A 22874-nucleotide genomic window follows, 5' to 3' on the forward strand; every position below is an offset into this window, starting at 1 on the left:
AGCCGCCACGGGCTCAAGCATTGCCGCGCGTCGAACCAGTCCGCGTTTTCAAACCGCCGTCAGCGACTGCCGCAATAGACAGCACACCAAGTGTCGAATCGCTTTAATTGACGACAGAAATCCGCGAGACTCCCATCGAATCCACCCCTATGCTTCCCTTCCGGGTACAGTGCGAAACGTGCCAGTCCTGGCTGAAGGTCGCCAGGGAGTCGCTCGTTGGGCAGATCCACAGCTGCCCGAAGTGCGGCTCGATGGTGCACCTGGTGCCCGGCGCCGAAGAGGCGGCCGCCGCGAGCGCGGGCGGCATCGCCGCGGGGGCCGCTGCGCCGGCACCCGCCGCTCCGCAGACGACGGCTCCGCAGGGTGATTTCGATTCGGTCGACCAGCTCGGCCTGGACAACCCGGCCCCGCCAGCGACCCCCGACGGAACCGCCCCCGCGACGCCAGCCAACGTGGCGCCGGTCCCCACAGCAACCGCCGGAGCCCGCCTCTCCCGGGTCGAGGCGCTCGGCAACAAGGTCGCGATCGCGGTCGGCGCCGGCGGCGCCGCGCTGCTGGTATTCGGTGCAGTCGCCTACTGGCTCGCCTCCGGCGGCGACGACCCTGCACCCGTTGCGCTAGCAGAACAGAACAAGCAAGGAATCGCCGACCAGATTTCATCGACAACGTCGGGTGACGCGCCGTTCGTCGCGACGCCGACGGCTGACGAGCAGGTTCCGGGCGAGCCGATCGAAGCCGATACGCCAGAGGTTGTCGTCGACGACCTGCCGCCGCTGCCCGAGGTCGACGAGCGACTCGCGTCGGCCGACCCGCCGGCTGCCGAACCCGCCGACACACCCGCACGCGAACCAGCGCGTGAGCCGGCCGCTCCCGCCCCCGACGCCATTGCCGCCACGGACAACGAACCAGAACCAGAGCCGCAGGGGTTCGACCCGCTCGAGTTCGACCCCTCCAAGCTTGACCTCGTGATGCTCCGAGGCGACCGCAAATCGGCCGAGCCCGCGGCGAGTGACTCGCCCGCTCCGCCCGAGGAGCCCCGCCTGGCGATTGGCTGGGACCACCGCGTCGAGAAGCCCGCGGCGACCGATCCGTCCGACGAGGCGGCGGAGGATGTCGACCAGCAGCTCGCCGCCCGCGCCGAGATCGAACGCGTCTGGGTCGAACGCGGCACGACCGCCTTCGAGAACCACGCGCCGGTCGACCTGGCCCGCCGCCTGAACGACAAGCTGCCGGAGCTGAAGCTGCCCCCCGCGCCGCTCGCCGACAGCGTCCGCACGTGGAGCGAGCTGGCCGGCGTGCCCGTGAACATCGACCCGCAGGCGCTCGCCCGGGCCGGCGTCAGCCCCCGCGCGAAGGTCGCCTTCAGCGGCGCCGACGCGACGCTCGCCGAGCTGCTGCAATCAGCGCTCAAGCCGCTGCGACTCACCTACGCCGAACGCGACGGCCAACTCGCCCTCGCGCGGCTGGGCGGCCACTCGGTCCGCACCGCGGGCTTCTCGGTCGCCGACCTCGCCGCGGCCCCGCTACAGATGGAATCGCTCCGCGGGCTGGTGGTGGCGATGGTCCCCAGCATCGACGACGCCGCGCTCGGCGTCGACGGCCAGAAGCTGACCCTGTCGGCCCCGGCCGACGCCCACTTCGACCTGGCCGTGTTCTGCGAGCGGCTCCGCCACGCGCGGGGCCTGAAGCAGCGGACCAAGTACCCCGCCGCGCTGCTGGCGACCGAGCCGCCGCTGGCGAGGCTCGAGTCGCCGCTGAGCCGCAGCGCCACCTTCAGCTTCATCTCTCCCACGCCGTTGGCCGAAGTGCTCGACTACTGGCGCGACGCCACGGGCCTAGAGATCGTCGTCGATTGGGCCTCGGCCGCCGCGTCGCGCATCGGCCCGCAGACGCTGGTGCGTTGCTCGTCCCGGGAGCAGCCGTGGCGCGACGCGCTCGACGGCGTGCTGCACCCGCTGGGCCTCGGCTGGCGCGTGGTGGACGCCCGCACGCTGCAGATCGCCACCCGCCAGGACGCCGCGGTCGGGATCGAGAGCACCGAGTTCTACCCGCTCGCCAAGAGCGCCGACGGCTCGCAAGCCGCCGAAGAACTCACGGCCGAGCTGACGGCCATGGCCGGCCTCAACGGCCCAGCCTCCGTGGTCCGCTACGACGCCCCCTCCCACTCGCTCCTGATCCGCACCTGCGACGCCAACCACCGCGTGGCGTACGACTGGCTGCTGCGCAATGGGCTGACGGTCGAGTAGATGTGCGGGAGCTAGTGTTCGTGAAGCGTTTGCGGCATTGCGGAAAAGTCCCCCTCCCCGGCAGGGGGAGGGGCTAGGGGAGGGGGTACGAATCACCAGTGACCACACCACCCCGCAAACGCGTCAACCAAAACCTCCGCACCAACGCCAAGCAACTCCGTCGCGACGCGACCTACCCAGAGCAGGTCCTCTGGTACGCCCTCGGCAGCAAGCAGCTTCGCGGGCTCAAGTTCCGCCGGCAGCACCCAATCGACCGCTACGTGGTTGACTTCTTCTGTGGTGAGGGCAACTTGGTGGTTGAGGTCGACGGAGAGAGCCACGAAGGCCAGCAGGTAGCTGACTCGCGGCGGCAAGGGCGGCTCACCGATCTAGGATTCAACCTGCTTCGAGTCTCGAACGACGAGGTGTTGGAGAACCTTGACGGCGTGTTGGAAGCCATATTGAAGGCAGCGATCGCAGGCGGGGCGCACCCCCTCCCCTAACCCCTCCCCCTGCCGGGGAGGGGGACTTCATGGGGATCCCGTTTAGAGCCAATGGCCGGCGCCCCCATGCACCGGCGCCGGATTAGACTACACTGCGACTAGCACGTTCTCAGGGACTCTCACAGGCGACACGTGTTTTGGTACTGGGTCATCGCCGCCTACACGCTGTGGGGAATCGCGACCGTCGCGATTGCCGTCGGCACCTGCCGCCACAATCGTATGGCTTCTCGAAACCCGATCGCGTGGATCCCATTCCTAGCGGCTGGACCAATCGCGATTTGCCTGCTAGTGGGGTTTTACGCGGTGCTGGTTCCGCTCGCGTTGATCGGGTTCGTAACTTGCCTTGTCTGTTTTCCCTTCTTAAAACGGGCCACGGCTTCCACAGAGGGAGTTACGATCGCCCGATGGCTCGGAGGCGACACGACGACGCTTCGTTGGTCGGAGATTGCTGAATGGAAGCTGCTAGACACCTCACCCATGCGAACCCATGTGGCGGTTCTTCATTCCGGCGAACAGATTGCCCTGCCGCACGGCAATTTCGACGGGGTTGAGGGACTTCTGGCTGCCCATTCCATCTCGCTTGTGTTTGAGGAGTCGTTTCGGCCGCGGTAGTTAACTCAATGGGAATGAAGTCTGCACGCGTCTGCGCCGTGCTGACTAGACTGATGGTAGGAAATCAGCGCACAGATAGTCTGCTCGAAAGGTGTTGCGCAAACGCAAATCCAATCCCCCTCCCCGGCAGGGGGAGGGGCTAGGGGAGGGGGTATGAATCACCAATGACCACACCACCCCGCAAACGTGCGAACTCCAACCTCCGCACGAACGCCAAACAACTCCGCCGCGACGCCACCTACCCAGAGCAGGCTCTCTGGTACGCCCTCCGCAGCAAGCAGCTACGCGGACTCAAGTTCCGTCGACAACACCCGATCGACTGCTACGTAGTCGACTTCTTCTGTGGTGAGGGCGGACTGGTTGTTGAGGTCGACGGCGAGAGCCACGAAGGGCAGCAGGTTGCTGACGCAGAAAGGCAGAAGCGGCTAGAGGAGCTTGGATTCGTGGTTCTTCGGGTTACAAACGATGAAGTTTTAGAGAACCTGGATGGAGTGCTGGAAGCGATTCTGAAGGCAGCGATCGCAGGCGGGGCGAACCCCCTCCCCTAACCCCTCCCCCTGCCAGGGAGGGGGACTACCAAGCGAATGCCTTCTACTGGAATGCCAGCCTCCTACACCGTCCGATCCACCGCTTCCGCCACCCTACGGCACTGCTGCATCATCTCTTCGAACTGCTCGCAGCGGAGCGACTGGTAGCCGTCGGACATCGCGTGCTCGGGGTCGGGGTGGACCTCGACGATGATGCCGTCGGCGCCGGCGGCGATGGCGGCCTTGGCCATCGCCGGCACCAGCGACGTGTGGCCCGTGCCGTGGCTCGGGTCGATGATCACCGGCAGGTGCGTCTTCTGCTGCAGGTACGGCACGGTGGCCAGCGGCAGGGTGAAGCGGGTGTGGGCCTCGAACGTGCGGATGCCGCGCTCGCAGAGCATCACGTTGGGGTTGCCGCCGTCGAGGATGTACTCGGCGGCGAGCAGCATCTCGTCGATTGTGGCGCTCGGGCCGCGCTTCAGCAGCACCGCGCGGTGGCTGCGGCCGCAGGCCTCGAGCAGGCGGTAGTTCTGCATGTTGCGGGCGCCGATCTGCAGCACGTCGGCGTACTCGCCCACCAGGTCGACGTCGTCGGGGGCGATTACCTCGGTGACCACGGCCAGGCCGGTCTCGTCACGGGCGGCGGCCAGCAGCTTGAGGCCGTCCTCCTTCATGCCCTGGAAGCTGTACGGGCTGGTGCGGGGCTTGAACGCGCCGCCGCGGAGCGCCGTGGCGCCCGCCGCCTTGACCGCCTTGGCCACGGTCATCAGCTGCTCTTCGGATTCGACGGAGCACGGCCCGGCCATCACGCCGACCTGCTTGCCGCCGACCGACAGCGAGCCCGCCGTCACGACGCTGGTCGCGTCGTGCGCCTCGCGGCTGGCGAGCTTGTAGGGGGCGAGCACCGGCATCACCGACTCGACGCCGGGCGAGCTCTCGAGCGTCTGCACGCCGTTGACCCGCTCGTCGCCGATGGCGGCGATGACCGTCCGCTCGGTGCCCCGCAGCACGTTGGCCTTAAGTCCTAGTTCTTCTACCTGCTGGATCATGTGATCGATCTCCTGGTCGGTCGCGCCGCTCCGCATCACGACAATCATGGGAATTGGTCCGTAGTCAGTTGTCCGTGGTCAGAAGTGCGATGTCGGTGGTTCTGTGGATCCGCAACTGACAACGGACCAAGGACCACGGACTGGCGATAAAACCGATAGACAATAAAAAAGCCCCGACGACCACAGGGGTCTCGGGGCTTGGTTGTCCGCGTTCAAACTAGAGCAGTTTGACTAGGCAGCACCTCCGGCCCCGAGGTTCCCAAAATAGAACCGGGTAAACGAAAACCAGAAAAACTGCCAATACTTGCCGCTCATGGAGGTCAGTATCGGCTGGCGCCGCGGAGAAAGCAAGAGAAAAAGTTGAGGGGAGGGCCGCAGTGGAATGGTTCCCCTCCGGTAGCTATGCCACGAACCACGCATCCCGGCCCAGCACGTAGCCGCGGTCGAGCAGGTCGGGGGAAATCACCCCCCGGGCGCCCTCCGAGCCGACCGCGATCACGAGCGGCGTGCCGTCGGCCGGCGGCATCTGCTGCGGGTCGTCGACCCTGACGCCGTGGATCACCACGCCGTGCTTGCGGGGGTTGATGTCGTACGCCCGGCGGACCGCGAGGCCCTCGGACTGCAGCCAGCGGAGCCACGGCTTGCCGGTCTGGCCGACCCCCGCCAGGTCGACCTCGAGACGATTCGCCAGTGGGCCCGCTAGCAGGTGCGTGCGGCGGCAGCGGTCGAACGCCGCGGGCGTGTAGGCGGCGTGCGAGCGGGTGAGCCGCCGGTCGTGGTCGATCCAGTCCAACAGCGGCCGCGCGACCTTGCCGAACCGCAGGCCGGCCGCCGCCCCGCGGAGCATCAGGTCGTAGTCCTCGGGGAAGGCCTCGGCAGGGGAGGGCGCCGCGCGGTAACCGAGCTCGAAGAACGCCCGGCGGCCCAAGAGTGTTGGGTTGGCCAACGGGTACTCGACGAACCGCAGCGCGAGGATCTGGTCGGGGGTGAGCGTCTCGTCGTTGAGCCAGTGCTCGTACCGCCGCAGGTTCTCGACCGGCGTGCCCGACGCGTCGACGATGTTCACCTGGCAGCCGACGACATTGAGCTGTTCTCGTTCGAGCAGCGCGAGCTGCTCCGCCAGCCGCGTTGGGTGCGAGTAGTCGTCGGCGTCCATCCTCGCGATGAGCGGCGTGGCCGCCGCCGCTAGGGCGGTGTTGGCTGCTGCGGCGACCCCCTGGTGCTGCTGCCGAATCACCCGCAGCCGCGGGTCATTGATCGCTTCGGCAGCGGCCGCGGTCTGATCGGTTGAGCCATCGTCAACGATGATGACCTCGATGTCGGCGAGCGTCTGGTCGAGCATCGACCGCACGGCGCGCTCGATGGTCCCCTCGGCGTTGTAGGCGGGGATGACGACCGAGATCTGGGGCATCAGGCTATTGCGTTCTTGAGCTGCCTAGGGTGGTTGCGGCCATGCGACTCAAGTCGTAGAGGGCCATCGCTAACGCGAAGGCGTAGATTGCCCATCCCAAGACGATCACGAGGGAAATGATCACGTATGGCAGGTAGAGACGGAACGGTCCGAACGCGACGCTGGCGAGCAGGAATATCAGGAGAACGGCTTTAAGGGACAGCCGCGGTCTGTAATCGTGCCGGCGAAAGTAACCGTACGCAAGCCTGGTGAGTCTTCCAACGCACAAGCAGGCCAACGCAATGTCAATTGCGAGCCACCAAGGGGAGAACCTGAGGGCTGGAAAGTCACCTAGAAGGGTCGTGTACCCCGAGAACCAATCCGCGAACGGGTTGTTGTAGGAGGTTGGGTAGAATCCGCGCTGCATGTAGGTGACAGGCCAGCCGTATGGTCGACCGTACGAAATGTTTAGCTGTTTGGGAACGAAGCAGGGATGATCTTGCTCAACGGCCAGTCCTGCAAGCAAGAGACAAGAGAGCAGCGTGGCGAGCACCGTCGCATTCCCTATCGCCCATCGATTGCTGTGGTTCATGCCGCCACCCTAACGGTTCACAAACCGCGACGCCACTTGGGCGGCGACGCAGCTTGCCACGACGCAAACCATCACGAGCAGTGCATCGGTCGGGACCTCGATCCGCTCGTAGGGCTTAAGCAGTTCGTAAGCAACAACCACGGCGGCGCTAACTCCGTAGGCGAGGTAGGCGGCGTTCCAGTTTCCAAGCCTGCGGAGCGTTGGCACGACCAGCAGCAGGGTGAACACCCCGATGACGACGCCGTGCAGGACCGCGAGCAGGCTGTTCAGCACGAATTCATGTGGCAGTCGCCAGTGGACGGCTGGAATCTCCAATTGCCGCGAGAGCCAGCCGCCACGAATCCAACAGACGACTCGCCCCAGCCAGACACACACCGCTGGCGCAACGATCGTCACCAGTACGATTGTCCCGAGCTGAGGAGTCGTGTAGCGAGACTCGTCGGTCTCAACGCTGGCCGCCGCGGGCGACGCGTAAGGGTTGCTCATTCGGCTACGCGTTCCTGCAGGTAGATTGGAAACGTAGATAATGGGCGCCCGGGGCGCTCCCGTCAGGGAAGCCCCGGAACTATAGTCGATGACTCTCGGTCTGCATCGGGGGCTTCCGATGTCGCGGAGCGCCCCCGGCACCCTATAGGAGCTACTCCACCTCCGGCATCGTCATCTGCTCTTCGCTCAGCTCGTCCTTCAGCCCGGGCACCTCGTCGGCGCCGACCGGCACGCGGATGCTGGCGCCGTCGAACGCCGGGCCGATCGGCTCGAAGCGGCCGCCCAAGTTCTCGGCCAGGAAGGCCTCGGTCACCGCGTTAAAACTCTTGCGGTTTGGGGGGCGGTGGAAGCCGTGGCCCTCGTCCGGGTACAGCACATACGTGACCGGGATCTGCTTCTCCTCCATCGCCGCGACGATTTGGTCGGCCTCGACCTGGGTGACGCGGGGGTCGTTGGCGCCCTGGCCGATCAACAGCGGCCGCTCGATCTTGTCGACCAGCGACAGCGGCGACTTCTTCAGCAGCTCGGCCTTGCCCTCTTCGGTGGTCCAGTCGCCAACGCGGATCTTCATCACCGGCATGAACGACGCCCAGTACGGCGGGGCGTTCTCGAGCAGCGTCACCAGGCTCGACGGGCCGACGATGTCGACGCCGCAGGCGAACGTGGTCGGCGTGTAGGTCATGCCAACCAGTGTGGCGTAGCCGCCGTAGCTGCCGCCCATGATCGCGATCTTGTCCTCTTGGGCGATGCCTTCGCCGACCGCCCACTTCACGGCGTCCAACAGGTCGTCGTGCATCTTGCCGGACCACTCGCCGTTGGCGGCGTTGATAAAGTTCTTGCCGAAGCCGGTCGAGCCGCGGTAGTTGACGTTCAGCACCGCGTAGCCGCGGTTCGCCAGCCACTGGTGCGACGCGTTCAGCCCCCAGCCGTCACGGGCCCAGGGGCCGCCGTGCACGTCGAGCACCAGCGGGACCGGCTGGTCCGGAACGCCATCGCCGTCCGGGTCCGTGCCCGGCGGCAGCGACAGGTAGCTCACCAGGTTCAGCCCGTCGCGGCTTTTGATGACCGGCGTGTGCATCTTGACCAGCGGGTAGTCGTCGAGGTCGTCGCGGTTGTTGAACAAGAAGTGCATCTTGCGATCACCGGCGCCCTCAGCAGAAGACGCGCCGCCGTCTGCAGGGCGGGTGTAGCGGTAGAACTTCACCGGGCCGTTGTCGAGGATGTAGGCCACGGTCCACTGCGCGTCGTCCTGCGTGCGGCTGGTGACGATGAACTCGCCGTCCTGGAAATCGGTCAGGTAGTCGATGTCGGCCTGGATGCTCGGGTCGAGCACCTTCCACTCGCGGCGGCTGTACGTGAACGACACCGCCTGCAGGGTCTTCTTGGTCGGGTGCGCCAGCACGCCGCCGACGTCGGCCCGCGGGTCGTCGGCGATCAGCTCGACGTTGCCGGCATCAAGGTTCTTGCTGAACTGGGCCGAGGTGTCGCGGTCTCGGCTGTCCTGGAAGTAGAGCACGCGGTTGGTCTTGTCGAAGCCGGCCGGGCCGCTGGTCATGGCGTCGATGGCGGTGAACTCCTCGGACTGCTCCCAGGCGTCCTCGCCGTATCCCCCTTCGCCCGGCTCGCCGGTCGGGGTGAGCCACACCTGGCCGCCGGTCTGGCTGAAGGCGATCGCCATGCGAACGTTGAAGTCGTCGTCGGTCAGGAAGCCGGCGACAAAGCCCTGCTCGACCATGCCGGGGTTGAGCTGCACCAGCTTGCGATCGCCGGTCGCGATATTGACGCGGTAGATGTCGTGCAGCTGCGGGTTGCGGTCGTTGAAGCCGACCAGCAGCTCGCCCGGGAACTTGTCGGAGGCCTCCTGAAGCTCGCCGCGGACGCCGTCGATCGGCGTGAGGTCCTTGGTCTCTTTGGTCTCGACATTGGTGGCGTAGAGGTGGAAATTCTCGTCGCCTTCCTTGTCCTGGTTGTACAGGATGTGCTTGGAGTCGTAGGCCCAGCTGTGCGAGCCGATCGGCCGCTTGGTGTCCTTGGTGACCGGCTCGGCGGCGTCGAGGTTGTCGACCGGCGCGACCCAGACGTTGAGGATGCCGAAGCCGTCGTCGTTCTTGACCGGCGCCATGAAGCTGAGCCACTTGCCGTCGGGGCTGAGCCGCGCCTGGGCCCGCTCGGGGTCGCCGAACAAAGTCTCGCGGGGGATCAGCGGCACGTCGGACATGCGGTCGGCCATCGGGGCCTCCTGCGCTTTGGTTTCGGTGACCGGGGGAGTCCCGGTGGCGTTAGGGATGGGCTGCACGTCGGGGTCGTCGGCGTCGGCGTTGGGGATCGGCTGCACCTTCGCGCCGTCGTTGCCAGGATCGACCGGCGTGTCGGCCTTGGGGTCGAAGGCAGGCGCGTCGTCGGCGTTTGCGGGGTACGAGCCCGAATCGGACGGCTTGCTGCAGCCGCTCACCGCGACCGACAAGAGCGCAAAGAACAGGCCGAGTTCGGCCGCCATGAAGCAGAACTTGCGAAGCATGAGATGCCCTCCCTGAGGCTCCGCGGAACGCATCACAGCGCACCGCGGGCAGTATTCGTGCTAGCAGCGCTAGCAGGCGTGCGGCCAACCCTTCCATGGGCGGCGGTTAATTCCGGTAAGCAGCGGAGTATACGCTGTTACGCGGCAGGATGCTACGCGGTTCGGCGGGGGAGGTAATTCAGACGTCGGGCGCGCAAGAAGCGGGAGCTTGAAACGGGGACTGGCTCTCGACCGCAGTGCGAATTAACGCCTTCGATTCAGCCCGGCCGCGGTCGCGTGCCTGTCCCCGTTTCTAGCGGGCCACTGCCAGCAGACTCAGTCCCGCTAGTCCGTCAAAAACGGGGACAGGCACGGCGCGGTCCCATCAACAGTTGGTCTCTGCCTGTTTGACGCTTCGAGCCAGTCCCCGTTTTGACTCGCGTCCTAGCGCCCGTCGTGGAACTCTGCCGTGCCGAACTGGGAGAGCTTGAAAATCGGCTGCTTGCGTTCGAGCCAGAAGGCCACCTTGTTGTGGATGACCTCGACGACCTCTTCGCGGCTACGGCTGCCAAAGTCGCTTTTCTTGATCTCCTCCTGCACATGCTCCGGCAGCGGGAACTGGCTGTCACCGCGGAGCAGGTCCGCCGTCGCCGACTCGACCCGCGATTCCCAGTCGGCGTACGCGGCCGCCAATGGCTCGCTCAGCTTGCTGCGCTCGCCACGCCACTGCTTCGCCTCAAGAAACGCATGACGGGCCTTTTCTTCAAGCTCAGCACGTTCGGTGTACTGGGCCGTTAGGGACTCGACGATAGCCAGCATCGCAGCGCTCGGCGATCGCCCGTCGACGAACGCCATTTCCAACAACTCACTGCCTGCGCTGGGACTGAATACCACCAGATGCTCGCGGACCCAGGCGACAGGATCGGCTCCTGCCGCGGCGATCTCCCACTGCTGGAACTCTGTTGCGGAAGTGGCTGACGCGATGGCGTCGTCTGACATGAGTGCCGCTAGTTCCGCTTGCAGCAGGATTTGCAGTTCCGGATTGGAGGGGTACGGATCGAATCCAACAGCCTGCATTAGTTGGGCCGGACGCTGCACTTGAAAGTACTGCCGCACACGCCGGGTCGCCTGGAGCTCCTCGTAGTTCGTCGGAAACTTAAACTCACGGCTGCAGCCGATGAGCGCCAGGTGTACGAGAACGAGCAAGCAGTGGACAGCGGTGGCTCTGCTACGAGTCATGGATGGGGGCTATCAGCTCGGTTGAGGCAGCTCGGTTGAGGGACTCCAGTCCCATTGTTCGCCTACGGCTCAATAAATTCGACGCTGCCGAACGCAGAAACCCGGTCGGGCGCCTTCAGCTCGATGTCCCAGTGCTCGATCTTGTTGAGGATGTCCGACTGAATCGACTTGAGCCCTTCAATTTCTGCTGCGCGGGCCGCCAGGTTGGGGTCGTCCTTGCTGAGGTCCTGGACCTCGACAGTCAGTTCTTCGATCTGCGCATCCAGTTTCGCGGTGTGCTTGGCGTAGGCTTGGCGGACAACCTCCATCGGCGGCTCGGTGTCGCTGGCGGATTGGCCCGCTTCTTCTGCGTCCTCGTTGTCATCGCTGTCGTCGTCGGCGTCATCAGCCTCGTCGCCGGAACCCGATCCCGCGAGTTCGAGGTCTACCAGCCGCCGCAGCAGCTCTTGCTCAGCCCCGATCCGCGCGTCCCCCAGTCGAGCGATCTGCTGCTTTAGCAGCTCGATTCGGGCGGCGATCTCGGGCAGCCGCGCCGACGAAGCGTCCTTCAGCCTGGCCTGGTGCGCGTTGGTCTTCCGCTTGATCTCGTCGTCGAGGTCGCGGTACGACTCGGTCAGGATGTCACGCGGCTTCTGCCGCTGGATCTTGCTCTCGAACACCACCTCATTGAGGTACGCCTTGGAGATCGCCTCGACGGCGGCGACCAGCGCTTCCTTCGGCGCACGGCGGTCGACCAGCGCGATCTCAAGCACCTCGCTCCCCTTGGGGAAGCGGACGACCAGCCGCTCGCGGATCCAGTCGAGCGTCTCCTCGCCCTCGGGGATAGATTCCCACTCGGAGAGGTCGTCGTGCCGCAGGGCCGAGTTGAGCACCTGCCCGGACTCGATCAGCACCGTTTGGGTCTTGCGGTAGATGTCGGCCTCCCGCTCGTCCACCACCGGCTCGTTCGATACTAGCGACCGCCCGTGGAGGTCCACCTGGAAGTAGCGGTGCGCGTAGCGTTTGCCCTCGAGCTCGTCGTAGTCGTCGTCCGACGCTGAGTCTCCGCAGCCCGCCAGCGTGAGTGAGAAGAGGCAGGCGGCTAGGGCGGTCGCGCGGAGCATTTTGAGGATCCCATGGACAGAGTCGCGGAAGTTTCTCGCGGGAACCCGATCCTAGCAGCTTGCGGATCGCCGTTGCAACTGTTTACTCTGGTTAGTCTGGAAAACCTCTGCGCCCTGGGCACGACATTTGTCGCCGTACTCCCCACAACTCTGGACGCCCGCGGCGCTCGAAGAGCGTCGGCAACGCGGCCGGCTTGCGCCCTATGAGCCACTGGTGGCGGTCGCGGCCGCGGCGGCGGCGGGCGTGGTGGCCGATCGGTACGCGAGTGTCTCGCTGTGGTGGGTAGTGATTGGCGCCGCGGCGTGGCTCGCCTGGTTAACGCTGTGGAGGGGAGGGCGGTGCTGGTGGTCGTCGATCGCCCTGCTGATCGGCATCAGCGCGCTCGCCGGCGGCTGGCACCACTCGCACTGGCGGCTGTTCGCGGCCGACGACCTGGGACGCTTCGCGGGGCAGATTGCCGAGCCGGTCTGCGTCGAGGCGATCGCCCTCGAGTCCCCGGCCCTCCAGCCGACGCCCGAGCCTTCGCCGTACCGCGCGATCCCCGGCAGCGAGTCGAGCCGCGTCGAGCTCCGGTTGGTTGCGCTGCGTGACGGCGCCAGGTGGCGCGGCGTCGCGGGCCGCTGTGTGCTGACCAGCAATGGTCAGCTGACGGGCGTCCGCGCCGGCGACCGTGTGCGGGTGTTCGGTCAGCTGCGGGCGCCGCCGTCGGCGCTGAACCCGGGCGAGTTCGACTACGCGCTCGATCAACGCGCCCAGCAGCGGCTGAGCCTGCTGCGGTGCGTGTCGCCGGAGTGCGTCGCGGTGACCGAGCGTGGCGGGTGGTCGGTCGGCCGCGTGCTGGACGCGGTGCGGGTGTGGGGCGACCAGCGGCTGCGGGCCAGGCTGGGGCCCGAGGCGGGCGGCCTAGCGGCGGCGATGATTGTTGGCGCCCAGGACCGACTGCCGGACGAGACCATCGAGCGGTTCCGCCACGCCGGCACGCTGCACGTGCTGGTGGTGTCGGGCCTGCACGTCGGGCTGGTGGTGTCGGCGTTCTACTTTGTGGGGCGGATGGGCTGGGCTCCGCGGCGGTGGTCGCTGGTGGTGCTGATGGTCGCGATCGCGTCGTACGCCGCGGTGACCGGCGCACGGCCGCCGGTGGTGCGGGCGGCGGTGCTGGCCGAGCTGATGTGCCTGGCGCTGTGGACAGGACGGACGGTGCTGGCGATGAACTCGCTGGCGGCGGCCGCGGTGGTGGTGCTGGCGATGAGCCCCTGCGAGCTGTTCCGCACCGGCGCTCAGCTCAGCTTCCTCGCCGCCGCGACGCTGATCTGGTTCGGTCGCCGGCAGCTCGACCGCCGCGAGGCGCTCGATCCGCTGGCCCGGCTGCTCCGCTCGGTCGAATCGCCGCCCAAGAAGCTCGCGCGGTGGTGCGCGACGTCGAGCTGGCTGATCTTCGTGGCGACCGTCGCCGTTTGGCTGACCGCGGCGCCGCTGATGATGCGTCAGTACCACCTGTTGTCGCCGGTGGCGATGCCGTTGTCGGTCGCGGCGTTCCCGTTGGTGGCGGTGTCGGTCATCTCTGGGCTGCTGGTGCTGGCCGCCGAGGTCACGGCGCCGTTCGTGGCGCCGCTGTTCGCGTCGGTTAGCTGGTTGGCGTGCACTTGGCTCGACCGCGCGATCGACTACGCCGCGGTCGCGCCGGGGAGCCACGCGTACGTTGCCGGGCCGGCGCTGTGGTGGACGCTCACCGCGTACGCGCTGATGGCCGCCGCGCTACGCTGGGGCGGCCGCGCGGCGGTGCGACGCGGGCTGGTCTACGCCGGCCTGCTGCTGGTGGCGGCGGGATTCGCGCCGGCCGTGGTCGAGGCGGCCCGCGGCGGCAAGGACCCGGGCGGTGAGCTCCGCTGCACGTTTATCGCCGTGGGACACGGCGTCTGTGTGCTGATCGAGCCGCCCGGCGGCGGCGTGTTTTTGTACGACGCGGGCTCGCTCGGCTCGCCGTGGATGGCGACCGAGAAGATCTCGTCCGTGCTGTGGTCGAAGGGCATCACAAGAATTGATGGCGTGCTGCTCTCGCACGCCGACGTCGACCACTTCAACGCGCTGCCGGGCCTGCTCGATCGCTTCACGGTTGGCGGCGTCTACACGACCAACATGCTGCTGCCGCGGCGGCTCCTGCCGGACGAGCAGACCGCGCCGGCGGCACTCAAGCGGCTGCTCGACGAGCGCGGCGTGCCGGTCGAGAAGCTCGCGCTCGGCGACCAGTTGAAGCTTGGCGGTGTAGCGGTTGAGGTGTTGCACCCCACCGTCATGGGCGTGGTCGACACCGACAACGCCAACAGCCTGGTGATCGGCCTCGAGCACGCCGGCCGCCGCGTGCTGCTGCCGGGCGACCTCGAGGGCCGCGGCCTCGAGGAGCTCTTGCTGCAGGAGCCGTACGACTGCGACGTGCTGCTCGTCCCGCACCACGGCTCCCCCCGCAGCGACCCGCCCGGCCTGGCCGACTGGTGCCGCCCGGAGCACGTGGTGATCAGCAGCGCCGCCGGCGTCTACTCCGACCAGGCGAGCGACAGCTACCGGGAGAGCGGCGCGCGGGTGCTGTCGACCTCAGAGGGCGGCGCGGCCGAGTTCGTCATCGGTCGGGGCGGCATCGCGGTGCGGAGCTTCCGAGGCGGAGCGGGCGGCCAGCCGTGACAAAACGCCGCAGTGACCAGTATGCGGTCGATCGGGGGCTGATTAGCCGCCGACACAAGGAGGGTGAGATCCGCGTAAATTACCCGGTTTCCCTAGGGCTTGCCGAAGGCCCCGGAAACCCGAGCCCGGGGGGCACTCTCCTGGGGTATCCGCTGACGGGATTTCCGCCTAAGCTTGTACGCGAGTACCTGGGTTGGTATTGAGATTATTTCTCAGAAATCGATGCGCGGCGAAGGAATCGCCGGGCCATTGGGCCTGGTTCGCCGTACCAACTGCAGCATGAAAGCAAGGACTTCTAGGGCAAGGTTTTCAACTGGTCGCCCGATGCGGCCCCTCTTACTTTCTTCTTCCAACACTTCTCGCGGGCAGTCCGCGTAGATTTTCGATCACCGCCCCAGTGGCGCCCCCGAGAGACCCCAGCTATGTCCGTTATCCCTACCGATCCTGTAACCGCGCCGCCCAAGAGCAAGCGGGTGAAGCCCGTCGCGAGCGCCAAGGTCGACGAGCTGTCGCACCCGTCGCAGCAGGCCAACACCCGGGCCCTGTGGAGCAGGGGCCTCGACTGGCCGGTCGTGATCTGGATTATCGCCGTGCACTCGCTCGCGGTGATGGCCCCGTTCTACTTCAGCTGGCAGGCGCTGGCGACCTGCGTCGTGCTGATCCTGATGACCGGCTCGCTGGGCGTCTGCATGGGCTACCACCGGCTGCTGACGCACGGCAGCTTCAAGACCTACAAGCCGGTCCGCTGGCTCCTGGCGTTCCTCGGCGGGCTGTCGGGCGAGGGCTCGGCCCTGACCTGGGTGGCCAACCACCGCAAGCACCACGCCTTCAGCGACCACGACGGCGACCCCCACTCCCCGCGGCACGGAGCGATCTGGAGCCATATCACCTGGTTCTTCCCGAACCGCGGCATGAAGTGGCAGAAGGAGATCCTGCAGCGCTACGCCCCGGACATCATGAAGGACAAGATGATGATTGTCCTGCACAAGCTGTTCCTGCCGACCCACGTGGTGTGCGGTCTGGTGCTGTTCGCGGTCGGCTACTTCGGCACGGCGATTGGCCTGGGCGGCTTGAACGGCGGCCTGTCGATGCTCGCCTGGGGCACCGGCATCCGGATGCTGTACGTGTTCCACGTCACCTGGTTTGTGAACTCGATCTCGCACATGTGGGGCTACCGCAACTACGAGACCACCGACGACAGCCGCAACAACTGGCTGGTCGGCCTGCTGGCCTTCGGCGAGGGCTGGCACAACAACCACCACGCCTACCAGCGGGTCGCCTCGCAGGGCCACAAGTGGTGGGAAGTCGACCCCACCTACTGGATGATCCTGCTGATGGAAAAGACCGGCCTGGCGTGGGACGTGGTGCGTCTGAAGGACGTCATCCGCACGACCAAACCCGCCTAACGTAGGGCGAGCAACTCGAAAGTACACAGGGCCGCAGCCAGGCTTGGCTGCGGCCCTGTTTTTGTTTGGACGCAGCCACACCCCACCACAGCCGACGGATTACATCCGTCGGAAGAACCCGGTGTTGGGGTGGCCCTCACGGCGAACTCCGCTCCGGGGCCTCCGATGGATGTAATCCATCGGCTATTGGTTGGCGTGCCGAATTCATCACTGGGCAGCAGCGACAGTCGGCCGGCGCACGGTTGGCGGGCGTGTTCGCTCAACTCGGCCGATTGTCGGTGTCGCTTGCGACAAGAGGCAACCGAGTCGCAAGCGTACATCGTTGCCACTAAACCTCTTGGGCTGCGCCACCGACAATCGTTCGAACGAACCCACCCGCTGGCCGGCCGTGGTGCGAACGACTGTCGGTGCTACCCCCGGTGTTAGTTCTGTAGCCGGTACCAATTGCGAAGTTCGTGCGAAAGCTCCGGATGCCGAACAATGATCTCGAGAAGCCCAGGTGGCACTTCAGTAGTCTCGGATTGCCGAGCTAGAATTCCTAGTAGATAGAAGTACCCGCGGAACCCTACTCCGGCCTCATCGACAGCCTCGTACTTCTCCACGGCATCTTGCAGAAGCAGGAACGCATTCGAACCGGTGGCTTTGACCAACAGTAAATCGAATGCTCCAGAAGTAAAGCACTCGTTGTGCTGAAATTCAGGAACCTCACCTCTGGATATGGCATTGGCAACTTCGATCAGGTCGTCAATGGGTATTGCCATTGCAGCGTTGGTCCTAAATTGGCTGTTTCTAAGTGCGGTCCACCCGCCAGCAACGACTCTAGTAATGGGATGCTCCGAGGTCGAGTACGCCATCCTAGCGAGTGTTGTGCATCCTTCACTGTTCTATGTGGATAGGGGCCAAGACGCGTCTAAACCCCCAACACATGATCCAACCCCATCACCGTCCGCACCATGGCGCGTTGGACGGCCGGCACGTGGGCCAGCAGGGCGACCATCACCCGGCGGGCGGCGCGGGTGGCGGCTGACTCGCCGCGGACAATGTGGGTGATGCGGTCGATCTTCTTCACCACGCGGTGGTCGACCGGCGTGCGGAGTGCGCCGTAGCGGTTGAGTTGGCCCTTGGCGGCCAGCTCAGCCAGCGCCCAGGCGTCCTCGATGCCGAGGTTCATCCCCCGCGCGCCGAGCGGCGAGTGCAGGTGCGCGGCGTCGCCGGCCAGGAGGAACGGGCCGTGCTGCATCGATGCGGCCGCGCGGTGCGACACCTTGAACTCCGACGCCCAGTCGGGCCGCTCGTAATGCCGCAGCAGGCCGGCGTCGCGGATCGCGCCGCACGGGTCGGCGGTGTTGGTAATGATCCGCCACAGCGGGAGCTGGCCGTCGCTGGGTTCGTCGCCGGTCACGACCCGGATCAGGAAGCCAAAGCCCCGCGGCAGCTGCACGATGTGCGCGGCGTCCTCGGCCAGCGGCGTTTCGATCCGCACGTCGACCAGCCGCCACCGCTGCTCGCAGGTCGTGCCGGGCAGGGCGATGCCCAACTGCTCGCGGACCGTGCTGTGGGCGCCGTCGGCGGCCAGGATCCACGGGGCGGTGACCTGCTCGAGCCGCCCGTCGGGGTGGTGCAACTCGGCGGCGGCCCGTTCGCCGGCGACGCGGCACTTGGCCAGCGTCACGCCCCGCTCGACCGCAACGCCGCGCTCGGCCAGGGCCTCCCCGAGCAGCCGCTCGGAGGTCGCCTGCGAGAGGGCCAGCATGAACGGGTGCTCGCCGCCTGCCTGGGCGAGGTCGACCCGGGCGACGACCCTGCCGCGGGCGTGGACCATCGCGGTGGTGATCGGCTTGCCGAGTTCGAGCATCCTAGCGGCGACGCCCGAGGGGCCAAGGATCCGGAGGGTCCGCGGGTTGACGGCCAGGGCCTTGGAAAGCTGGCGGGACGACCGCTGGGAGTCGATAATCCTGGGACCGGGGCGGCCGTCGGGGCTCGCTTCGGTCAGCAGCAACGCGGCGGCGAGGCCGACCGGCCCAGCCCCGACGATCAGCGGGAGATCTTGGTCCATTGCGGTATCTTACGGCCGTTGGCGGCATGCTGCTCTGGGGGAGGCGAGGGGTTGGTTTCCGGGGGCGTTTTTGCCGCCGGACCCCGCTTGCAGCCCTCCGATTGTCCGCTATACTGCTGGGCTTGTAGCGTCTGTACGCAATTACCAAAGAAAAGTCATTTGTTGGTGCGGGGGCATTGGGCCCTCGCCGGAAGGAGTTGGCGCTCTACCCCACCGAGTAAGCAGCACACCCGCAGAGAAGGCTTCTTTGGGCGTCGTGGCAGGCCGTTCGGCCGTCCGCGTTGGACCCAGAGTGAGCCTGAAGCGGCGGAAGTGAGGCACATGGGGAGCACGGACGGCGCCAGGCGATTCAGTAGTTTTTCGAGGACTAGCAGGTTTACTCGTATGCCGTTGACGACTGAGCAGAAGCACGATCTGGCCACGGAATTTGGGCGCACCGAGGGCGACACTGGTTCGCCGGAGGTCCAGATTGCGGTTCTCACGAACCACATCCGCCAGATGACGGAGCACATGAAGGTGCACCCGAAGGACCACTCCAGCCGGCGTGGCCTGCTGCGGATGGTCAGCCGTCGTCGTCGTCACCTGGACTACGTCAAGCGGCACAACCCGCAGCTGTACCTCGACTTGCTCGCCCGCCTGGACATCCGCAAGTAGCCTAGGGCCGAGGACCCCAGGCCGTGCGGCCTGGGCGTCGGTGCTAGGTAGGCAAGGAAAGAAAATCGACGTCGCCGGTCGGTCCCGCGGGTGCGCCCTTGGTGGTGGCGCCCGTTGCAACGGGGCGGGCCCGGGAAGCTTCTTTCAGGCTTAATCCTCAGTTCTCACCACCCGTCCCTCGTTCTCTGGGGGATGCCGCGGGGCGTTGCCGCCCCGGCGGCTGATTGGTTTGTCTGCCCGGCCTCGGCCGGCCGACGCCGATCGTCTGTGTGCGGCGTGCTTCTCGCTAGGGCCGCGTCGACCCGACGGCTAGTTAGCCAGAAATTGTCAGAAAGCAGTACCTTGAAGAAAATCAGAGTTGAACGTCAGATCGGCCGCCACAACTTCAGCATCGAGACCGGCATCCTCGCCAAGCAGGCCGCCGGAGCCGTGCTGACCCAGTACGGCGAGACCATCTCCTTCACCGCCTGCGCCACCGGCCCGGCGCGGCCCGGCCTCGACTTCTTCCCGCTCACGTGCGACTACCGCGAGCGGCACGCGGCGGCCGGCAAGTTCCCCGGCGGCTTCCTCAAGCGGGAAGGCCGACCCACCACCAAAGAGACCCTCACCTCGCGGCTGATGGACCGCCCCATCCGCCCGATGTTCACCGAGGGCTTCAAGGACGAGGTGCAGGTCCAGAGCATGGTGCTCGCCAGCGACCGCCAGCAGGACGGCGACATCCTCAGCATGAACGGCGCCTCGGCCGCGTTGGCGATCTCGCCGATGCCGTTCCTCGGCCCGCTCGGCTCGATCCGGATCGGCAAGGTCAACGGCGAGCTGATCGCCTTCCCGACCGCCGAGGAGCTGGAGCACAGCACGCTCGACCTGATCGTCAGCGGCACCAAGGACGCCATCCTCATGATCGAGGGCTTCGCCCGCGAGATGCCTGAGGACGAGATGATCGAGGCCCTGATGACCGCCCACAAGTACGTGGGCGAGCTGTGCGACATGCAGGAGGAGCTCATCTCGCTGGTGCAGCCGGAGAAGATGGACTTCCAGACCCCCGAGTCCGACGGCCTGGCCGAGAAGCTGGCCGCCTGGCACGACAAGCTCAAGGCCGCCAAGCAGACCGAGGGCAAGGCCGCCCGCTCCGAGGCCGTCAAGGCGGTCAAGGACGAGGCCCTCGCCGAGCTGATCCCCGACCCGGACGCCGACGGCGCCTTCACCGTGGCCTCGTTCAAGCACGAGTTCCACGAGCTCGAGGGCAAGGTGGTCCGCGAGTCGATCCTTGAAGGCAAGCGCCCGGACGGCCGCTCCGGCGGCGACCTCCGCGGCCTGTACTGCGAGGTCGACCTGCTGCCCCGCGTGCACGGCTCGGCCCTGTTCCAGCGTGGCGAGACCCAGGCCCTGGTCACCGTGACCCTCGGCACCGGCCGTGACGAGCAGCGTGTCGACGGCCTGTTCGAGGAGTACAGCAAGCGGTTCATGCTGGACTACAACTTCCCGAGCTACTCGGTCGGCGAGGTCCGCCCGATCCGCGGCCCGGGTCGTCGCGAGATCGGCCACGGCATGCTGGCCGAGCGGAGCGTCGGGCCGATCCTGCCGGACCACGACGAGTTCCCCTACACCATCCGCCTGATCAGCGACATCATGGAGTCCAACGGCTCCAGCTCGATGGCGTCGGTCTGCGGGGCCACGCTCGCCCTGATGGCGTCCGGCGTGCCGATCACCAACCCGGTGGCGGGCATCTCGGTCGGCCTGGTGAAGGAGGGCGACAAGTTCACCCTGCTGACCGACATCCTCGGCGACGAGGACCACTTCGGCGACATGGACTTCAAGATCGCCGGCACCCAGAACGGCATCACCGGCATCCAGCTGGACCTCAAGATCATGGGCATCAGCGAGGAGATCATCCGCGCGACGCTGGCCCAGAGCCGCGAGGCCCGGATCGAGATCCTCAAGTCGATGCTGACCGCAATCCCGCGTCCGCGGGCGGCCACCGCGGCCAGCGCCCCGCGCCTGGTCCGGACCAGCATCAACCCCGAGAAGATCGGCCTCTTGATCGGCCCCGGCGGCAAGAACATCCGCGGCATCCAAGAGGACTGCGGCGTGACGATCGACGTCGAGGAGGACGGCACCGTCACGATCGCCGGCCCGGACGAGGACTCGGTCCGCAACGGCCTGAACCGCGTCGACGCGGTGACCGCCAGCGTGCAGGTCGGCCGCATCTACGACGGCAAGGTCACCAGCATCAAGGACTTCGGCGCGTTCGTCGAGATCCTGCCGGGCAAGGACGGCCTGTGCCACATCAGCGAGCTGTCCAATGAGTATGTTGGCAGCGTGGCCGACATCTGCAAGGTGGGCGACCGCATGAAGGTGAAGGTGATCGCCGTCGACGAGCAGGACCGCGTCAAGCTGAGCCGCAAGGCCGCCATGGCCGAGGCCGAGGGCCCCGCCGAAGAGCCGGCCGAGGCCTAAGCCCCTCGCTGCTTTGAATTGAGAAACCCACCGCCGGGCCCTGCACTGCAGGGCCCGGCTTTTTTTGTTTGGAACCGCCAAGACGCCAAGGACGCCAAGCGCGTGGGTTGGTCCGTGTTCCTTCGCGCCCTTGGCGTCTTGGCGGTTCCTTCTCATCGAAGAAGCGGCCGCTTCGGGTCCGCAGCTTGGCGGCGTGGTGTCTTCGCGGTTAAATCAAGCGTATGAAGAAGCCCACCAGCGAGGAGACTGTCAAGCGGCTGATGGACCAGTACGCGGAGATCGCGCGGCTGGCGGGCGGGCTGGCGCACGAGATCAAGAACCCGCTGTCGACGATCCGGCTCAACATGCAGCTGCTGGCCGAGGACCTCTTGGACCGGCCCGAGGAGGAGCTGACGCCCGCCGAGCGGCGGGCCGCCAAGCGGGTCGACGCGGTGCAGCGGGAGTGCACGCGGCTGCAGGACCTGCTGGACGACTTCCTCAACTACGCCAAGGTCCGCCGCGTGGCGCTGGAGCCGCGGAACCTCAACACCGAGATCGCCGACGCGCTCGACTTCTTCGAGCCGGAGTGCGAGGCCGCCGGGGTCGAGATCGTGCCGTACCTGGACCCGGAGCTCCCCAGCGTGCTATTGGACCGCGAGGCGTTCCGCGGCGCGCTGATGAACCTGCTCCTGAACGCCAAGCAGGCGATGCCCGACGGCGGGCAGCTGGTGGTGCAGACCCGCGGCCACGGCGCGACCGCCTCGGTCTACCTGACCGACAGCGGCTGCGGCATGGACGACGCCACCGCCGCCCGCATGTTCGAGGCCTTCTTCAGCACCAAGCCGGGCGGCAGCGGCCTGGGGCTGCCGACCACCGCCAAGATCATCGAGGCCCACGGCGGCGCGATCGGCGTCGAGAGCGAGCTGGGCCGCGGCACACGGATCTCGATCGATCTGCCGGCCGTTGCGCGGCTCGCCCAGGCCGACGAGCCGGCGCCACCCCAAGAGCCGGGGTCGTCAGGCCCCGGAGCAGCCGCGTCAGAAGAGCCCTGACTCTGGGTTCCGCCCTAGGCGTTTGGAAGGGGGAATTCGAACGGTGGAACCACAACGGCCCGAAGGACACAACGTGCTGCCGTTGCAGTGTCACGATGGGCGGCGGCTCACTGGTCAGCGGAATCCCGTTCAGCAGGCATTCGTCAGGAGCGCCGGCGTCCCTGGATTGGCTTCCTCTTGGCGTGTTGCGTCGTGGTCGTCGTGTCGTTGCGGTTTAGTCAATTGGCGGCATGGCGGCAAAACCTGTGGTGGCAACGGGTTCCGCTCACGCTCAAACTCCTCAATAATTGAGGCCTGCTCCCACCCCTGGCGGGGTGGGCTAGCGACAACACGATGCGGTTTGCTGCCGCTGGCTTCCAACCCTCGATTG

At 66.6% G+C, this 22874-nt stretch carries 18 protein-coding genes; 9 read left to right on the forward strand and 9 right to left on the reverse strand.

What is annotated here, in order from left to right; all coding sequences use genetic code 11:
• The first annotated feature begins 149 nt into the window (after positions 1–149).
• The 4 genes from Pla123a_RS08685 (at position 150) to Pla123a_RS08700 (ending at position 3888) form a co-directional block, all read left to right on the forward strand.
• Entirely contained in the window at positions 150–2246 is a 2097-nt protein-coding gene (locus Pla123a_RS08685; RefSeq protein WP_146585917.1) for a hypothetical protein, read from the forward strand.
• Positions 2247–2344: 98 nt separating this feature from the next.
• Positions 2345–2728 (forward strand): endonuclease domain-containing protein, encoded by a 384-nt coding sequence (locus Pla123a_RS08690; RefSeq protein ID WP_146585919.1) that lies wholly within the window; start codon positions 2345–2347, stop codon positions 2726–2728.
• 132 nt (positions 2729–2860) lie between these two features.
• Positions 2861–3340 (forward strand): hypothetical protein, encoded by a 480-nt coding sequence (locus Pla123a_RS08695; RefSeq protein WP_146585921.1) that lies wholly within the window; start codon positions 2861–2863, stop codon positions 3338–3340.
• Between the two features lie 164 nt (positions 3341–3504).
• The gene (locus tag Pla123a_RS08700) at positions 3505–3888 is read left to right on the forward strand and encodes an endonuclease domain-containing protein (RefSeq protein ID WP_146585923.1); all 384 of its coding nucleotides are present in this window, start codon (positions 3505–3507) and stop codon (positions 3886–3888) included.
• A 62-nt stretch (positions 3889–3950) separates the two neighbouring features.
• Here the strand turns inward: Pla123a_RS08700 and aroF are convergent, their stop codons facing one another.
• The 7 genes from aroF to Pla123a_RS08735 form a co-directional block, all read right to left on the reverse strand.
• A complete protein-coding gene (gene aroF, locus Pla123a_RS08705; RefSeq protein WP_146585925.1) occupies positions 3951–4964 on the reverse strand; it encodes a 3-deoxy-7-phosphoheptulonate synthase in 1014 nt (337 codons plus the stop codon).
• A gap of 352 nt (positions 4965–5316) precedes the next feature.
• Entirely contained in the window at positions 5317–6327 is a 1011-nt protein-coding gene (locus Pla123a_RS08710; protein ID WP_146585927.1) for a glycosyltransferase family 2 protein, read from the reverse strand.
• A gap of 4 nt (positions 6328–6331) precedes the next feature.
• Positions 6332–6898 carry a hypothetical protein gene (locus Pla123a_RS08715; RefSeq protein WP_146585929.1) on the reverse strand — a complete coding sequence of 189 codons (567 nt, stop codon included), beginning with the start codon at positions 6896–6898 and terminating at the stop codon, positions 6332–6334.
• Positions 6899–6907: 9 nt separating this feature from the next.
• Complete coding sequence (locus tag Pla123a_RS08720; protein WP_146585931.1) at positions 6908–7384, reverse strand: hypothetical protein; 477 nt, start codon at positions 7382–7384, stop codon at positions 6908–6910.
• Positions 7385–7535: 151 nt separating this feature from the next.
• Positions 7536–9902 carry a S9 family peptidase gene (locus Pla123a_RS08725; protein WP_231956362.1) on the reverse strand — a complete coding sequence of 789 codons (2367 nt, stop codon included), beginning with the start codon at positions 9900–9902 and terminating at the stop codon, positions 7536–7538.
• A gap of 423 nt (positions 9903–10325) precedes the next feature.
• A complete protein-coding gene (locus tag Pla123a_RS08730; protein ID WP_146585933.1) occupies positions 10326–11087 on the reverse strand; it encodes a hypothetical protein in 762 nt (253 codons plus the stop codon).
• Between the two features lie 95 nt (positions 11088–11182).
• Positions 11183–12223, reverse strand: coding sequence for a hypothetical protein (locus tag Pla123a_RS08735; protein WP_146585935.1), 1041 nt, complete (start codon positions 12221–12223; stop codon positions 11183–11185).
• Positions 12224–12350: 127 nt separating this feature from the next.
• On the opposite strand from Pla123a_RS08735, the gene Pla123a_RS08740 reads away from it, so the two are divergent.
• Together Pla123a_RS08740 and Pla123a_RS08745 are read left to right on the forward strand one after the other, a co-directional pair.
• A complete protein-coding gene (locus Pla123a_RS08740; RefSeq protein WP_146585937.1) occupies positions 12351–14900 on the forward strand; it encodes a ComEC/Rec2 family competence protein in 2550 nt (849 codons plus the stop codon).
• A gap of 422 nt (positions 14901–15322) precedes the next feature.
• Entirely contained in the window at positions 15323–16306 is a 984-nt protein-coding gene (locus Pla123a_RS08745) for an acyl-CoA desaturase (protein ID WP_146585939.1), read from the forward strand.
• Between the two features lie 422 nt (positions 16307–16728).
• Here the strand turns inward: Pla123a_RS08745 and Pla123a_RS08750 are convergent, their stop codons facing one another.
• Positions 16729–17067: a hypothetical protein gene (locus Pla123a_RS08750; RefSeq protein WP_146585941.1), complete on the reverse strand. Its 339-nt coding sequence runs from the start codon at positions 17065–17067 to the stop codon at positions 16729–16731.
• A 149-nt stretch (positions 17068–17216) separates the two neighbouring features.
• On the reverse strand, positions 17217–18362 hold the full coding sequence (locus tag Pla123a_RS08755; protein ID WP_146585943.1) for an FAD-dependent oxidoreductase: 1146 nt from the start codon (positions 18360–18362) through the stop codon (positions 17217–17219).
• Positions 18363–18746: 384 nt separating this feature from the next.
• Between Pla123a_RS08755 and rpsO the strand changes: the two genes are divergently transcribed.
• The 3 genes from rpsO (at position 18747) to Pla123a_RS08770 (ending at position 22504) form a co-directional block, all read left to right on the forward strand.
• Positions 18747–19016: a 30S ribosomal protein S15 gene (rpsO, locus tag Pla123a_RS08760; RefSeq protein ID WP_146585945.1), complete on the forward strand. Its 270-nt coding sequence runs from the start codon at positions 18747–18749 to the stop codon at positions 19014–19016.
• Positions 19017–19358: 342 nt separating this feature from the next.
• Positions 19359–21473 carry a polyribonucleotide nucleotidyltransferase gene (gene pnp, locus Pla123a_RS08765; RefSeq protein ID WP_231956363.1) on the forward strand — a complete coding sequence of 705 codons (2115 nt, stop codon included), beginning with the start codon at positions 19359–19361 and terminating at the stop codon, positions 21471–21473.
• A gap of 221 nt (positions 21474–21694) precedes the next feature.
• On the forward strand, positions 21695–22504 hold the full coding sequence (locus Pla123a_RS08770) for a two-component system sensor histidine kinase NtrB (protein WP_146585949.1): 810 nt from the start codon (positions 21695–21697) through the stop codon (positions 22502–22504).
• Positions 22505–22874: the final 370 nt, after the last annotated feature.

This window comes from Posidoniimonas polymericola (genome assembly GCF_007859935.1).
Classification (GTDB): Bacteria; Planctomycetota; Planctomycetia; order Pirellulales; family Lacipirellulaceae; genus Posidoniimonas; species Posidoniimonas polymericola.

Coding starts and splice junctions, on each gene's coding strand:
- Pla123a_RS08745 (WP_146585939.1), top strand. CDS start 15,323: ATGTCCGTTATCCCTACCGATCCTGTAACCGCGCCGCCCAAGAGCAAG.
- Pla123a_RS08720 (WP_146585931.1), bottom strand. CDS start 7,384: ATGAGCAACCCTTACGCGTCGCCCGCGGCGGCCAGCGTTGAGACCGAC.
- Pla123a_RS08700 (WP_146585923.1), top strand. CDS start 3,505: ATGACCACACCACCCCGCAAACGTGCGAACTCCAACCTCCGCACGAAC.
- Pla123a_RS08770 (WP_146585949.1), top strand. CDS start 21,695: ATGAAGAAGCCCACCAGCGAGGAGACTGTCAAGCGGCTGATGGACCAG.
- Pla123a_RS08685 (WP_146585917.1), top strand. CDS start 150: ATGCTTCCCTTCCGGGTACAGTGCGAAACGTGCCAGTCCTGGCTGAAG.
- rpsO (WP_146585945.1), top strand. CDS start 18,747: ATGCCGTTGACGACTGAGCAGAAGCACGATCTGGCCACGGAATTTGGG.
- aroF (WP_146585925.1), bottom strand. CDS start 4,964: ATGATTGTCGTGATGCGGAGCGGCGCGACCGACCAGGAGATCGATCAC.
- Pla123a_RS08735 (WP_146585935.1), bottom strand. CDS start 12,223: ATGCTCCGCGCGACCGCCCTAGCCGCCTGCCTCTTCTCACTCACGCTG.
- Pla123a_RS08755 (WP_146585943.1), bottom strand. CDS start 18,362: ATGGACCAAGATCTCCCGCTGATCGTCGGGGCTGGGCCGGTCGGCCTC.
- Pla123a_RS08710 (WP_146585927.1), bottom strand. CDS start 6,327: ATGCCCCAGATCTCGGTCGTCATCCCCGCCTACAACGCCGAGGGGACC.
- Pla123a_RS08715 (WP_146585929.1), bottom strand. CDS start 6,898: ATGAACCACAGCAATCGATGGGCGATAGGGAATGCGACGGTGCTCGCC.
- Pla123a_RS08725 (WP_231956362.1), bottom strand. CDS start 9,902: ATGCTTCGCAAGTTCTGCTTCATGGCGGCCGAACTCGGCCTGTTCTTT.
- Pla123a_RS08750 (WP_146585941.1), bottom strand. CDS start 17,067: ATGGCAATACCCATTGACGACCTGATCGAAGTTGCCAATGCCATATCC.